The 12,921-nt window shown below is 41.9% G+C and carries 15 protein-coding genes; 9 read left to right on the top strand and 6 right to left on the bottom strand.

Annotated features, from left to right (window positions below):
- The first annotated feature begins 1 nt into the window (after position 1).
- The 9 genes from AN214_RS16685 (at position 2) to AN214_RS16645 (ending at position 6,178) form a co-directional block, all read left to right on the top strand.
- Complete coding sequence (locus tag AN214_RS16685) at positions 2–1,177, top strand: beta-ketoacyl-ACP synthase (RefSeq protein ID WP_054980761.1); 1,176 nt, start codon at positions 2–4, stop codon at positions 1,175–1,177.
- A gap of 150 nt (positions 1,178–1,327) precedes the next feature.
- Positions 1,328–1,783 (top strand): hotdog family protein, encoded by a 456-nt coding sequence (locus AN214_RS16680; RefSeq protein ID WP_010559408.1) that lies wholly within the window; start codon positions 1,328–1,330, stop codon positions 1,781–1,783.
- Positions 1,780–2,505: a 3-oxoacyl-ACP reductase FabG gene (gene fabG / locus AN214_RS16675; RefSeq protein ID WP_054980760.1), complete on the top strand. Its 726-nt coding sequence runs from the start codon at positions 1,780–1,782 to the stop codon at positions 2,503–2,505. The genes AN214_RS16680 and fabG overlap by 4 nt, the downstream gene beginning before the upstream one ends.
- The gene (locus AN214_RS16670) at positions 2,505–3,728 is read left to right on the top strand and encodes a beta-ketoacyl-ACP synthase (RefSeq protein ID WP_054980759.1); all 1,224 of its coding nucleotides are present in this window, start codon (positions 2,505–2,507) and stop codon (positions 3,726–3,728) included. The genes fabG and AN214_RS16670 overlap by 1 nt, the downstream gene beginning before the upstream one ends.
- Positions 3,729–3,731: 3 nt before the next feature.
- Positions 3,732–4,535, top strand: a complete 804-nt coding sequence (locus AN214_RS16665) for a MipA/OmpV family protein (protein ID WP_054980758.1) — start codon at positions 3,732–3,734, stop codon at positions 4,533–4,535.
- A 9-nt stretch (positions 4,536–4,544) separates the two neighbouring features.
- Positions 4,545–4,973, top strand: a complete 429-nt coding sequence (locus AN214_RS16660; RefSeq protein WP_010559404.1) for a hypothetical protein — start codon at positions 4,545–4,547, stop codon at positions 4,971–4,973.
- A gap of 62 nt (positions 4,974–5,035) precedes the next feature.
- The gene (locus AN214_RS16655; protein WP_010559403.1) at positions 5,036–5,251 is read left to right on the top strand and encodes a VF530 family DNA-binding protein; all 216 of its coding nucleotides are present in this window, start codon (positions 5,036–5,038) and stop codon (positions 5,249–5,251) included.
- 67 nt (positions 5,252–5,318) lie between these two features.
- Positions 5,319–5,579, top strand: a complete 261-nt coding sequence (locus AN214_RS16650; protein WP_054980757.1) for a DUF3081 family protein — start codon at positions 5,319–5,321, stop codon at positions 5,577–5,579.
- Between the two features lie 71 nt (positions 5,580–5,650).
- Positions 5,651–6,178 carry a hypothetical protein gene (locus AN214_RS16645; protein ID WP_054980756.1) on the top strand — a complete coding sequence of 176 codons (528 nt, stop codon included), beginning with the start codon at positions 5,651–5,653 and terminating at the stop codon, positions 6,176–6,178.
- A gap of 85 nt (positions 6,179–6,263) precedes the next feature.
- On the opposite strand, the gene AN214_RS16640 is transcribed toward AN214_RS16645, so the two are convergent.
- The 6 genes from AN214_RS16640 to AN214_RS16615 all read right to left on the bottom strand — a co-directional run bounded on the left by AN214_RS16640 (position 6,264) and on the right by AN214_RS16615 (position 12,856).
- The gene (locus AN214_RS16640) at positions 6,264–6,962 is read right to left on the bottom strand and encodes a TorF family putative porin (RefSeq protein ID WP_054980755.1); all 699 of its coding nucleotides are present in this window, start codon (positions 6,960–6,962) and stop codon (positions 6,264–6,266) included.
- Between the two features lie 4 nt (positions 6,963–6,966).
- Positions 6,967–8,184, bottom strand: coding sequence for a choline transporter (locus tag AN214_RS16635; RefSeq protein WP_054980754.1), 1,218 nt, complete (start codon positions 8,182–8,184; stop codon positions 6,967–6,969).
- Positions 8,185–8,318: 134 nt separating this feature from the next.
- Positions 8,319–9,968, bottom strand: coding sequence for a choline dehydrogenase (gene betA, locus AN214_RS16630; RefSeq protein ID WP_054980753.1), 1,650 nt, complete (start codon positions 9,966–9,968; stop codon positions 8,319–8,321).
- Between the two features lie 11 nt (positions 9,969–9,979).
- Complete coding sequence (betB, locus tag AN214_RS16625; protein WP_054980752.1) at positions 9,980–11,443, bottom strand: betaine-aldehyde dehydrogenase; 1,464 nt, start codon at positions 11,441–11,443, stop codon at positions 9,980–9,982.
- Between the two features lie 2 nt (positions 11,444–11,445).
- On the bottom strand, positions 11,446–12,036 hold the full coding sequence (gene betI, locus AN214_RS16620; protein ID WP_054980751.1) for a transcriptional regulator BetI: 591 nt from the start codon (positions 12,034–12,036) through the stop codon (positions 11,446–11,448).
- A 427-nt stretch (positions 12,037–12,463) separates the two neighbouring features.
- Positions 12,464–12,856 carry a hypothetical protein gene (locus AN214_RS16615; protein ID WP_152960792.1) on the bottom strand — a complete coding sequence of 131 codons (393 nt, stop codon included), beginning with the start codon at positions 12,854–12,856 and terminating at the stop codon, positions 12,464–12,466.
- Between the last annotated feature and the right edge of the window lie 65 nt (positions 12,857–12,921).

The raw sequence follows: 12,921 nt of genomic DNA, 5'->3' as shown, positions 1-12,921 counted from the left end.
TATGGCAATCGGTTTAAATGACTTAGGGCTTGTTTGTAGCCTAGGCGACAGTAAGCAAAGTGTGATGACAGCACTGTCCAACAGTGAACTATCACAGCCGCAATTACTGACCAAATTTGATAAACCGGGCAATGACGGAACTGAATTTTTTGTCGGTGCTGTAAGTGCAACGTTACCAGAAATTTGTGAGCCACATTTTAATACGCGCAATAATCAATTGCTGTTAACTGCGTTCAAACAAATTGAGCACACATTTACAGCGCTTACAAAACAATTTGAAAAACAACGTATTGCTATTGTTTTAGGCACCAGCACAAGTGCCATAAGTGAAGGTGAAAACGCCTATCAGCAATTTACAGATGCGGGTGATTACCCAGCGCATTTTAATTATCGTCAGCAAGAATTACACGCACCAAGCGAATATTTAGCGCATATTACGGGCGCCAGTGGCCCTTGTTACACCATTTCAACAGCCTGTAGCTCAAGCGGTAAAGCATTGGTCAGTGCGCGCGGTTTAATTGAATCGGGTATCGCAGATGTGGTGCTTTGTGGCGGCGTAGATAGTTTATGTAAAATGACCTTAAATGGTTTTAAAGCGCTTGAATCGACCGCGGCTGAATACTGTAAACCGTTTCACAGCGAGCGTGATGGTATTAATATTGGCGAGGCAGCGGCACTTTTTGTAATGAGTAAACAGCCTGCAGCTGTGCGTTTATGTGGTGCAGGTGAGAGCTCGGATGCGTATCATGTTTCAGCGCCAGAACCGTCTGGCCGTGGTGCGATTGCAAGTATGACGAAAGCTTTGCAAGACGCTGGCATCGATGCCAAAGAGATTGGTTACATAAATGCCCATGGTACCGGCACACCGAAAAACGATGAAATGGAAGCGAATGCCATTCATACTCTTGGTTTTGATTGTTTAGTAAGTTCAACTAAAGGTGTTACTGGTCATACGCTTGGTGCGGCTGGGGCATTGGAAGCGGGGATCTGTTGGTTGCTACTAAGTGATTTCAATAAAGACGAGATTATTCCTGCCAATTACCCCGTAGCGGAACTGGATGAAAAACTTTCGTCAATTAGACTCGCAGCATCGAATTCTTCTGGTAAAATACGCTTTTGTTTATCCAACTCGTTTGCGTTTGGTGGCAATAATGTGTCACTTGTTTTTGGTAATTAGCGCATCAACGGAAAAACACCGAATTAAAAATGTAACGCTAGGCATCAGTGCTAATACTTAAGTGCCAGCGCAAGTAAACTCGATTAAGTGCTCACGCCCTATTTGGGCGTTGTTTATTTTGCACCCTTAATCCGAAACTTAGGTTAATTCATGACACATTATTCGATTGAAGCGGTGCTACCTCACGCCGACCCAATGATCTTGCTCACGCGCTTGGTGAGCTATGATCAAGACTCTGCAGTTTGCGAGGTCGATATCTCTGCACAATCAGCGTTTTTTAACGAACAAACTCAATCAGTTGCAAGTTACATTGGTACTGAATATATGGCACAATCTATCGCAGCATACGCAGGTGCTTTAGCACTCGATGACAATGCTGCGGTTAAAATTGGATTTTTAATTGGTTCGCGTAAATATAAGACATTTACTCCTGAGTTTACGCTAGGGCAGACGTTAGCTGTTTCGGTTAAAAAACTGTTTCAAGAAGAAACAGGGTTAAGTGTATTTGAATGCCAAATTCTGCATGCAGATACGGTTCTTGCTGAAGCTAAAATCAATGTCTTTCAACCAGATGATCCTGTGCAGTTTTTAAAGGAACAACAATGACAAAACGTGTATTAGTAACTGGCTCAAGTCGCGGAATTGGCAAGGCCATCGCATTAAGATTGGCCGAAGACGGATTCGATATTACGCTTCATTGCCGCAGTGGCATTGACGCGGCAATGCAAGTAAAAGAACAAATAGAAGCACTTGGCCGGCACGTTAGCCTTGTTCAATTTGACGTATGTGACCGTCAAAAAACGCAGCAAGCATTGCTTGCGGATGTCGAAGCACATGGAGCGTATTATGGCGTTGTCTGCAATGCCGGTGTAACACGCGATACTGCCTTTCCTGCAATGACAGGTGAAGAGTGGGATGAAGTATTAACTACAGGATTAGATGGTTTCTACAACGTAGTGCAACCTTTGGTGATGCCGATGATCCAAACTCGTAAAGGCGGCCGCATTATCACTATGGCGTCGGTATCGGGCATTGCTGGTAACCGTGGGCAGGTTAACTACAGCGCAGCAAAAGCAGGTTTAATTGGTGCAACTAAGGCACTGGCGCTGGAAGTGGCAAAACGTAAAATTACAGTAAATTGCGTCGCACCGGGTTTAGTTGCAACCGATATGGTTGATGATTTACCAGTCGATGAAATTTTAAAAATGGTACCTATGCGCCGTATGGCAGAGCCAAAAGAAGTGGCGGGTACAGTGGCATTTTTAATGTCAGATGACGCTGCCTATATTACGCGTCAGGTTATTTCGGTAAATGGTGGGTTAGTTTAGTGAAACGCGTTGTTGTAACAGGAATGTCTGCGATTACTGCGCTAGGCGATGATTGGCAAACGTTTAAAAGTGCCTTAAAAACAGGTGAAAATGCAGTAGAGACAATGCCAGATTGGACATTTATTAATGGCTTAAATACCAATTTGGGCGCGCCAGTGAAGCATTTTGAAAAGCCTAAGCATTATTCACGCAAAAAGATCCGTTCAATGGGACGGGTATCACTTATGGCAACGCGCGCAACAGAATTAGCCCTCGAACAAGCTGGCCTTTTAGAGCACCCATCGTTAACAAATGGCGATACAGGTATTGCGTACGGTTCATCAATTGGCTCTACTGCGCCGCTTATTCCATTTGGCCGCATGATGGACAGTGGCGAAATGACGGGTGTGACAGCAACGAGTTATATTCAAATGATGGCCCATACCGCGCCAGTTAACGTGGGCGTATTTTTTGGTTTAAAAGGCCGTGTAATTACGACAAGCTCGGCATGTACATCAGGCTCACAAGGTTTGGGCTATGCTTTTGAGGCGATTAAATTTGGTCGTCAAAAGCTAATGGTGGCAGGTGGCGCAGAAGAATTATGTGTAACCGAAGCTGCAGTATTCGATACGTTATACGCAACCAGCTGCAAAAATGACACGCCAAAACAAACCCCACGCCCGTTTGATAAAGACCGTGATGGCCTAGTGATTGGTGAAGGTGCATGTACCTTTATTTTAGAAGAGTTAGAACACGCACAAGCGCGTGGCGCACATATTATTGCCGAAATTGTTGGCTTTGGCTGTAATTCAGACGGGCAACATGTAACCCAACCAACCAGCGAAACCATGCAAGTGGCGATTGAGCAAGCAATTGCCGAGGCGGGTATAGAAAAATCTCAAATTGGTTACGTGAATGCTCACGGCACTTCAACTGACCGTGGTGACATTGCTGAATCTCATGCAACTTTCAATGCGTTAGGTAAGGTGCCGATTAGTTCGTTAAAGAGTTATTTAGGACACACCTTAGGTGCGTGCGGTGCTATTGAAGCGTGGGCGAGCATTCATATGATGCAAGACAATTGGTTTGGTGGCACGACGAACTTAGATAATGTAGACCCAGAATGTGCGCCACTCGATTACTTAAGTGTAAAGGGGCGTGAAATCAACACCGATTATGTGATGAGTAACAACTTTGCGTTTGGTGGGATCAATACCTCGTTAATCTTCAAACGCTGGTCGTAAATCATGTTGATGCGATGGATTGCACTTAGCTTACTGTTTATCTCAACACATAGTGTTGCCGATGAAGTCACGTTTGGTATTGGCGCGTTTTATTCATCGCTCCCGCATTATTTAGGCGCAGAACAAAACGAAAGTTATGTGGTTCCCCTGCCGTATATTCACATTGAGAAAGAACACTATAAAGTTGAGCGCAACGAATTCGAGTCATTTTATGAAGTTGCACCTAATCATTATATTAGTGTCAGTGCAGGTGGTGCGATTGCCGTATCAAGTAAAGATAATCGTGCCCGCGAAGGCATGGACGACCTGGCTTGGGTGGGCGAAATAGGCCCAAGCTATCAATATTTTAGTTTTGGTAATCCTACCTCAGACGACTATTTATATATTTCACCTTTTATTCGAAAAGCGTACGCATTTGATGGCGGAGATATTGACGATATCGGCAGTGTGTATGGCGTTATGCTAGAAGCGGGGCAGCAGATTTATCAAGATGGTCAGCATCAGGTAAACTTTACTGGACGTTTTAGTACCCGTTTTGGCAGCCATGCATACAACAGCTACTTTTATCACGTTGCTGAACAATTTCAAACAATTGACCGTTTGTCTTTTGATGCTGATGCGGGTTATCTTGCATCGGTATTTAGTTTAGGATTAACTTACGATAACGATTGGCTTTGGGCCGGCGGTTTTCTTCGTTATTATAATTATTCACACAGTGCAAATCAGCAAAGTCCCCTGTTGCGTGATAATCACAACGTTGCACTTGGTTTTGGCTTTGCATGGAAGTTCTATTCATTAAAAAATTAGGGAGAAGTAATGAAAAAATTAATTCTTGGTGTTTCGCTTGCACTTGCTGCGAGTACTGCAACCGCGCGTGATGATATTGGTCGTTACTCGGTTGAAGAGCTACTAAGCACAGCAAAAGCTGAGCAAGCGCTTGATCCAAACATTAAACTATTTTTTGGTAAGCAAAAAGCGGGCGAAGTAAAGTCAACTTACGGTGAAGTGCAAACTAATAAAAAAACCAATGCGTTCAACAAAAGCGATAAAGAAGCGTGCCAATGGGTAATGCTTAGCGCATTGAAATCATTACAAGAGCGCGCGCGCAGAGAAGGTATGAATGCCGTAATGAACATCAGTTCGTACTACAAAAAACGCGAATTTGTAAGTGACACTGAATTTGAATGTGGCGCAGGTTTTGTTATGGCCGGTGTGACATTAAAAGGTGATTTGGTTAAACTATAAGAGTTCAACCATTCTTTAAAAAAAGCCCGTTTAGGGCTTTTTTAATATTTAAGGCAGCAAAAATGCAAAACCAACCAAATAACCCATTACATGGCTTAACGTTAGAGAAAATTGTGACACAATTGGTCGAAGAGTATGGTTGGGATGGCCTTTACCGCGAGATTAAAATTAACTGTTTTTCAAACGATCCTTCGATTAAATCATCGCTAAAATTTTTACGTCGCACTCAATGGGCGCGTGATAAAGTTGAAGCTCTTTACCTTGATACTTTCCGCTAACTGATCTAAACGTCCAGTAACTCACTATAATTAAGTAACAATTTGAGAAATCAGGGAGTGCATAATTATGAGAAACGAGCTAGACGCAAAACTATTATTGAAAGTATTCGACCTTATCTACCAAAAAGGCGAAGACTTTGAAGACGGTAAACTCTATCAAGGGATCACCGCGTTTTCTGATATTGATGGCTACACCATTTACTTGAAAGGAAATGGTGTATTGCTACGTTTTGGCTTTCACAACACTTATCACCTTGATTATGAGCACAGCAAATTAAAAGATGTGTTTATGAGCAAACTCGAATCTTTGGTTAAAGAAGTCGAATAACGAGTTCCCTTAGCTAACTTACTTAAATCTAAAAACTTTTAATTAAAAAACGCGATACGCGCGAGGAGCTTATGAGACAGGTCATTATTTTAATTCTTTTGCTGTTAGTTACTGGATGCACAACGCATTATCCTAACCAAGATATTGAAGGTAAACCGTTTCCAAATGTCACTGGCACGAGTTTAGAAAAACAAACTGTTAATTTACCAGCGCATGTTGCTGGCAAGCCGAGCGTATATTTAATTGGTTATAAACAAGATTCGCAATTTGATATTGATCGCTGGTTAATTGGACTTGATATGAAAGAAGTGGATGTGGTTGCTTTTGAATTACCGACTATTGCAGGGATGTTTCCGCGCATGTTTAGTACTCAAATAGACGAGGGCATGCGCCGCGGCATTCCAAAAGAGTTATGGGGTGGGGTAATTACAATTTATGAGCACGGTGAGCGTATTCAAGCTTTTACCGGCAATGAAAAACCAAATAATGCACGTATTGTATTATTAAATCGCCAAGGTGAAGTGGTGTATTTTTATGATCGTGGTTTTAGTGTTGCTGCGCTCAATGCGTTAATTACCCGATTGGCAGAACTAGATTAATCTTATTTAACCCAGACTCGGGTTATTTAGGTAAAAGAAAAGGCGCAATGTGCGCCTTTTTTACTTTTATGTACCTAACCGCAGGTTACAGCGAAAATGTTCTTGAAATGGAGAACACTAGGCGCTCATCAGCGGTGTCCCAATCAAGGTTTGTATTTTCAGCTGCAAGCTCTAGGTTAAATCCTTTAAAGCTGGTTTGATAAGCTAGACGATAGTGATGGTATGATGAATTATTGCCATCCCATAACCACTTATCGCCATCAAGTGAGTTTGACACATCAAAACTTGCACGTAGCGTATGATTTGGCGCGATTTCATAAGAATGCGCTAGCATAGCAATGGTATGGCCTGCGCCTGTGCCAAAGTAATCCCAGCTGTACCAGAAGTTAAACTCGGTGCTACCCAAGGCTGATGAATAGCCAAATTTTGCGTAAGCTTCAGGGTAGTTACCATCATCTGAATAGCTTGCGCCGTGGTAAGTGTAATATGCGATACCATAATCAAGGCTTAACGCGTCGTTAAGGCTGATATAGTGGCCAGCGTAAAAATCCCACTCAATGTTAGTGTCGTCACCAAAATCAACATTTGATGCCCAACTACCTGCATAAAAGCCGTTTTCAAATGATTTATCAAGACTAACCTGTAGCGCAGGGTCGTTCATGGTTTGGCTAACACCGTTGAAGGTGTAGTCAGATGCCCCAGTTACCGTTGTACTCCAATCGGCATGCGCCACGCTTGTCATTACTGCAACCGGGATTAGTGATAATTTAATTAAATTTTTCATATGATTAGCTTATTGTCTCTATTTTATTAAAATCAATTGCGTTTTCTTTTGGCGAACTTTGAATAGTCTTAACTGTTTTGAATTTATTAACCAAAATAAAACCAAAACCAGCAAAGAAAATCGCAATAACAATGGCACCAACCCATTGGATTTGTAAAAAGTTCAGTTTAAATAATAGTGTTAAAAGTGAAAGTGCAACAATATTTAGCAACAGATAATTGCGCTTACCTAAATGGGCGACGGTTAGGTTAAGGTTATCTGTGTATAAGCGGATCAGTGAGTCTAGTGAATTGATCACAAACACAATTCCGACAAATACCATTGCAAAATTCACCAAGCCATCGGTTGCAATACCGGCATCATGGTAGTGATACAGCACGGCAAACCACGCAGCAATTGGAATTGACGGGAAAATCAACATCGCAGCGAGTACTTGGTAGGTTTTAAGTCCACCAACAAAACGAGAGGTGAATTGACCTATCATAATGCTCCAAGCGAACCACCAAAATAAATAGAATTCATGGTAGTCGTTAAGCGGCAATACAAAATGGTGAATATTCGCAAAGTAGTCGCCAATCAGTGCTAAGTTATTTGTGTAGGCACTCATTTCACTGTCGCCAAATACAAAAGCGCCTGCCCACATAGCAACAATTAACGCGATAAATACCCAGGTTGTTGTAATACTTAAAAAGCGTACATAACGAATACTGGTACTTGAGTAAGCAGCAAAACAAATTGCTGCAAATACAATTAAGTAAAATGTTGGCACAATTGATTCGCCATCACCCACTGCGGGTAGATACCAAGGCAAGTTACTCAGTAACAAAAAGGCGGTAAATGCACAGGTGCCGATAATCACCACGTTGTTAACCAATTTTACCAGTGGAATTTCGAAAAATTTCACCTTAGGTTCAATTACGCAGAAATAAAAACAGGTCAAAAAGTAGAAACCCCAAATTAAAAATCCCCAAAAACCAAACTCAATCGCGAGTGGGTTTGTGAAGCCATATTCTGGGCTTGCTTTTATGTCTGCATAACCGGCAAACTCGGTTAGCGGGAACATGATCAGGCCAACGTCGAGGCCAGATGTAAACAGAATTGCAATAAAGGTAAATGTTTTAACAGGCGTGACACCCACTACTTGCATATTGCCCCATTTATATAAAATAAAGGCGATTGAAAGTAAGGTGAACAAAATGCCAGCACTAAGCCATAAGGTCATTGTCACCCTCCCAGTATAAGTAAAAATAGTTCATAGTTTTCCTATTTGTTGTTGTCATAGTTAATCATTAGCGAATTGCTATTTGCTGAAAATAACGATCAAAGTTGTGATGCTTTCATCGCTATTATCAATTTTTAGCGCTGTTGTTGCTGCCAATCTGGCTTAATGCCAACAGGTGCATCAGTTGAGTTAAGCGCTGGCTTTGCCAAAATGATGTCAGCTGCCTTTTCTGCAACCATAATGGTTGGCGCATTTAAATTGCCATTCGGTATGGTTGGGAAAATAGACGAATCAACGACGCGTAAATTACTTATTCCGCGCACTTGCGTATTTGAGTTAACAACCGCCATATCGTCTTCACCCATTTTGCATGAGCAACTTGGGTGATAAGCACTTTCAACGGCATCACGCACAAAGGCATCAATTTCTTCGTCAGTTTGAATTTGTTCGCCAGGTTGAATTTCACCGTCGCGGTAATCATCGAACGCAGGCTGTGCGATAATTTCGCGAGTTAAACGCACGCAAGCGCGGAACCCTTCAATATCGTCGGGGTGCTGTAAGTAATTAAATTGAATCTTTGGTGCAATACTCGGATCAGAGGAGTGAATCGTTACCGCACCACGACTTTTCGGTTTATTGTGGCCCACATGTACCTGAAAACCATGGCCATCAAATGCCGATTTACCATCGTAACGAATCGCCGCAGGCAAAAAGTGATACTGAATATCAGGCCATTCAACGCCCGCTTTTGAACGAATAAACGCACAGGATTCAAAGTGGTTAGTAACACCGAGACCTTTTTTTGCAAACAACCATTTTGCGCCAATTAAACCTTTTGAAATCAGCCCCAATTTACCATTTAACGTAATTGGCTTTTTACACTTGTACTGAAAATAAAACTCTAGATGATCTTGTAAGTTTTGACCGACACCCGGTAACTCGTGCTGCACGTTTACGCCGGCTTGTTCAAGCACTTCGCGTGGTCCAATACCCGATAACTGCAAAATATGGGGTGAGCCAATCGGCCCCGCGCTTAAAATAACCTCTTTATTAGCAATGGCACGATGGGCTTTGCCTTTAATGGTGTAGTTTACACCCGTGGCTTTTTTGCCTTCCAAACGTACTTTAGTTACCAGTGCATTGGTTACTATGGTTAAATTTTTGCGGTGCTTTATTGGATCTAAATAAGCGCGACTTGCCGAGCAGCGAATGCCGTTTTTCACGGTCATATGCATCGGGCCAAAACCTTCTTGGTTTTCACCGTTGTAGTCGTGAGTATGGTCATAACCTGCTTGTTTACCCGCTTCAATAAACGCACGGTACAAAGGGTTAGCCATTTCATTACCGTTATTAACGCCAAGTTCACCATTGCCGCCGCGGTAATTATCTTCACCTAAATACCAGCTTTCGGCTTTTTTAAAGTAAGGTAAACACGCTTGGTAATCCCAGTTTTCGGCGCCGTGTTCGGCCCATTCGTCAAAATCTTTTGCATGACCACGTACGTACACCATGCCATTAATTGACGAAGAGCCGCCCAATACCTTGCCGCGTGGGCAGTGCATACTGCGATTATTAAGGTAAGGCTCTTGTTCTGTATGAAATTGCCATGCGTATTTATCGCCATTCATTGGAATTGATAACGCCGTTGGCATTTGAATAAAAATACTCTTATCTGAACCACCGGTTTCCAGTAAAAGTACCGAATGATCGGGATTTTCAGATAAGCGGTTGGCGAGCACACACCCAGCTGAGCCTGCGCCGACAATAATATAATCGTACTGCATAAAATTACTCGCTAAAATGGGCTTTCAATTTGGCTCATGCCAACATAAATTGATTTGGTTTGGGTGTAGCTATTTAGTGTTTCAACGCCGTTTTCGCGGCCAATACCTGAGCGCTTGTATCCGCCAACGGGCATTTCAGCAGGTGAATTACCATAGCTGTTTATCCAACAAATACCGGCATTTAATTGATGAATCACACGGTGAGCGCGTTTAATGTTTTGACTAAAGACACCGGCAGCTAAACCAAGGTCTGTGTTATTAGCGCGTTTAATTACGTCGTCTTCATCGTCAAACGGCAATACACACATTACTGGGCCAAAAATTTCCTCTTTGACTATGGTCATGTCGTCAGTGCAATCAACAAAAATAGTTGGTGCAACGAAGTTACCGTTAGGTGCAGATTTCGGCATTGCCTGATAACCCCCGGTTAAAACCGTGGCACCTTGCTGTTTACCAAGCTCGATGTAGTTTAAAACTAAGGCTAAGTGTTTTTTCGAAATTAGCGCGCCTAAATTTACATTCGGATCGAGTGGGTCGCCCATTACAATGTTATTTTCGGTACGGTTTTTTAACTCTTCGATAAACTCATCGTAAACATTTCTTTGAACATAAACGCGGGTACAGTTGGTACACACTTCACCTTGGGTATAAAAGTTACCGAGCATTGCGGCGCTTACCGCTTCTGTGATTTCGGCATCATCGAACACGATTAGCGGCGATTTACCGCCCAATTCCATGGTCACTTCTTTTAAGTTACTGGCCGCACTTTGCATCACTTTTTGGCCCGTGCCCACTTCGCCAGTGAACGAGACTTTTTCTATGTCTGAGTGTGTTGTTAACCATTGACCAACATCGCCCGCGCCATGTACCACGTTGAATACACCTGCTGGCATGCCCGCTTCAATGAATATTTTGGCAAGTTCAACCGCACCGCTAGGTGTTTCTTCAGATGGTTTGAAAATTAAAACGTTACCTGCCGCAAGTGCTGGGCCCGATTTCCAACAGGCAATTTGCAATGGATAGTTCCATGCGCCAATACCTGCGCAAATACCTAATGGTTCTTTTCGCGTGTAAAAGAAGTCATTACCAACCGTTTGCTGTGAACCAAGTTGTGTTGGCGCAAGACCTGCAAAATACTCAATGACATCGGCACCCGTTTCAATATCCACACAATCGGCTTCTTGAATTGGCTTGCCTGTATCCAGGACTTCAATTTTGGCCAAATCGACGTTGCGCTCACGCAATAGGGCAACCGCTTTTAATAAAATTCGGCTACGTTCAACAGCGCTTATTGCTGACCAAGTTGCAAAACCCTGCTTGGCACTTTCAATGGCTTGCTCTTTAATAAACTCGTCGGCAATTTCAGTTTGGTAAATAACCTCGTTTGTAGCGGGATTGATAACATCAAACGACTGACCTGATTTGTTTTCAAGTAGTTCGCCATGAATAAAATTGAGCAATTTAGGAAGAGACATAATTAATCCTGACACACTGGAATAAGAGAGTTAACGTAGTTTTTAGCAAGCAACTCGGCATTGCTAAATTCATCTTCGTTAGCTTTGGTTAATACGGCACGTAACCAAAGGCCGTCGATCATCGCTGCGCTAAGAGTTGCAGCTTGTAATGCTTGTTCATAAGGCAATAACGCTTTGAACGAATAAAGTAAATTGCTGTACAGACGTTTTGCATTAACCGCTTGCAAGCGGTGTAATTGTTCGTCATGCATTGATTCTGCCCAAAAACTCAGCCACGTTTTGGTGACATGAGCCTGCTTTTGTACAACTGAGAAATTTGCTTCGACGATTAGCATAAGGCGTTGTTGCTGACTTACGCTTGCGTCGATTTTTGAGATTAAGCTGGATTTTAAACTGGTTAGTAAGTAACGCACGGTCGCTTCAATTAACCCATTCTTACTGCCAAAGTAGTGACTGATAATGCCCGAGGACAATCCGGCACGTTTGCTAATGGTATTAATCGTTGTCGCTTTTAATCCGAGCTCGGCAACTGAGTTTAATGTGGCGTCAATCAGCTGTTGACGACGTATGGGTTCGTATCCAACTTTAGGCATATCTTTATTAATTGATCGTTCAATAAAAATAAATTCTAATGAACTCTAACTAATATTTCAAATCTAAGGGGGCGTTTATGTTTGTGTTTGTGTATGCTTTTGCAATGATGTTGAATGCTAAGTGGCTGATTAAATAAGTTAAAATTCACTCTTTAAATTATTTAAAAATAATTTTTTTGTTGTCATATTGTTACAATTAAAACTATTTCTACTGTAAGTAAATTGAATATTGGAGAATCGTAAGGCGATTTATTGAAGGGCTTAATTTAAGAAGCAATCATCGAAAAACGGAAGCTTGATTGCTGTAATTTAATAAAAATCACGACGTAAATAAGTGATTAAAAGGCCTGACTAGCGGGAAGTTTTTTTGAGATGGGTAAACAGGGTAACTAATTTTTAATTTAGGTAAGTTACCCTTATTTAAGTGTTAAGCAATGAGTTGCTTTACTACAACAAGTTGTTGTTCGCTTGTGGTGGCTGTCGCAAGTTGCGATGCTAAGCTGCTGCCATTTATGTCAGACAGTAACTTTGCTAATGCATGTTTTGATAACGTTACGTCAAAATAATCATTAAGCTCATGGCCGCCAAACCAAATAAGTCCGGCTTTTTCCAACCAATCAATCGCGGCGCTAATTTCAATTGCTAAATCAAGCGGCGAATCGCAATTAAATCCACCTTGATTAATTAACATGTGCGCTAACGTAGAGCATGAAATGTCTATTTTATTGGGAAATGCCGTTTGAGTTTGTTTCATTACATGGCATACCACAGCCTGAAACAAGGATATATTAGGCAGATTTTTACTGATTGTATCGTTCATATTTTTCTTTAACCACTTGCTGTTTCGGCACTTTTTACTATTCTTAAAACATACATTTTGTAAGT

This window comes from Pseudoalteromonas sp. P1-9 (genome assembly GCF_001399975.1).
In the GTDB taxonomy this organism is placed as follows: Bacteria; Pseudomonadota; Gammaproteobacteria; order Enterobacterales; family Alteromonadaceae; genus Pseudoalteromonas.
Note: the sequence above shows the minus strand (reverse complement) of the source record. Positions and strands in the feature narration are given on the sequence as shown.